A 1,587-nucleotide genomic window follows, 5' to 3' on the forward strand; every position below is an offset into this window, starting at 1 on the left:
CGCGGGGTGGAGCAGCCCGGTAGCTCGTCAGGCTCATAACCTGAAGGTCACAGGTTCAAATCCTGTCCCCGCAACCAAGACTTCCAAAAGCCCCCGTCACATGACGGGGGCTTTCGGCGTTCCGGGGGCACGCTTACCGAGACGGGATTCCGAGCAGACCCGCGACGACCGGAACCAATGCCACGCCGATGGCGCGGGTGTTCGCGGCATCCAGGTGCACGCCGTCGATCGGCGAGGCCACTGCCACCCGCGACGCATCGAAGAAGGCACAGCCGCGATACGCCGCGGCGTCCTGGTAGCGCGCCGCCAGCTTTTCCGATTCTGCGATGCTGCGGCCGCCGACCGGCTGGCGGTCCCCGGTCCGGGTCGGCCCGAACAGCGGCGGCGCGACGATCAGCACCTGAGGGGCTGTGGCGCCGCCGCCATAGGGATATGTCTGCGCGATCTCGACCAGCCGCTCAATCCCCGAACCGGCGCCGATGGCGCTGCCGCAGACATGCGGCTTCAGATCGTTGGCGCCGAGCATGATGATCAGCAGGTCGAGCGGGTAGTGGCTGCCCAGCAGCATCGGCAAGGCGCGCGCGCCGTTCCGCTCGGCCGCGGCGGCGTGATCGTCGAACACGGTGGTCCGCCCGCCGAGGCCTTCGGCGATCACCCGGGCCGATCCGCCCAGCCCGGCCTCGAGCACGCTGGGCCAGCGATCCTCATGGCGATGGCGGCCCCCGGTTTCCGGGTCCGCGCCCCAGGTCAGGCTGTCGCCGAAGGCAAGGATGGTCTTCGTCCCGGTCACAACGATCCCTCCGGTCTCACGCTGCCCGCCCCAGCAGCGTCGGCCGCTCCAGCGGCCCGGCATTGGTGTTGACCCGGCGGTCCAGCCGGATTTCGCCGTCGCCGAAGGTCACGGTCACCGTGTCACAGAATGCGGTCTCGACGAAGCGCCAGCGCATGGCGAAGCGATGCTCATCCTGCCAGGCGCCGCGGGCGACCACCCGCAGCGATTCCGGCTGGTATTCGTGATGCAGCAGGTTGCCGGTCATCGTGGTGTCGCCTTCCACCGCATGGCCCAGCCCGGCCTCGATCCGGTGGGTGCCGCGATGGTCGGTCAGGGTGAAGATGCAGCGCTCCGCGCTGAAGGCCAGCGAGATTCCGGACACGCCGTCCTCATTCGGCTCGAACACGAAATCCTGGCCGTCGACTGTTGCTGCGACCGGCGACTGCGCGGACCCTTCGATCTCCGGCAGCGCCAGTCCGGCCAACCGGTCGGCCAGCACCGGCTGCACCCGCTCCGCCTCCGGCCCGACGGCCCCGAGCGCCGGCAGCAGATGGGCCCACACGGCCGGGAACAGGCGCCGGTCGCCGCTGCGGATCGCGGCCGTGAACACGATCACCGCATCCTGCTCCGGCAGCACCACGCATTGCTGGCCGTGGAGGCCGGAGGCGCGATAGCCGCCATGCGGCGTCATCCACCATTGGTAGCCATAGCCCTCGCGGCGTTCGGCTGCCGAACGTTCGGACGGGTCGCGCGGCCGGAACCGCTTGCCGTAGTCCAGCGCGGCCATCCAGACCTCGTCGACCTGGTTGCGCGTC

At 69.9% G+C, this 1,587-nt stretch carries 2 protein-coding genes and 1 tRNA gene; 1 reads left to right on the forward strand and 2 read right to left on the reverse strand.

Going from position 1 to position 1,587, the window contains the following annotated elements; translation table 11 throughout:
- Window positions 1-77: transfer RNA gene (locus tag AC3XYG_RS42130), tRNA-Met, on the forward strand.
- A 56-nt stretch (window positions 78-133) separates the two neighbouring features.
- Here AC3XYG_RS42130 and AC3XYG_RS42135 read toward each other — a convergent pair.
- Window positions 134-790: an SGNH/GDSL hydrolase family protein gene (locus tag AC3XYG_RS42135; protein ID WP_489145898.1), complete on the reverse strand. Its 657-nt coding sequence runs from the start codon at window positions 788-790 to the stop codon at window positions 134-136.
- A 16-nt stretch (window positions 791-806) separates the two neighbouring features.
- On the reverse strand, window positions 807-1,587 hold a 781-nt coding region (locus AC3XYG_RS42140; RefSeq protein ID WP_489145899.1), incomplete at its 5' end, for a hypothetical protein.

It is taken from the genome of Inquilinus sp. (assembly GCF_057815775.1).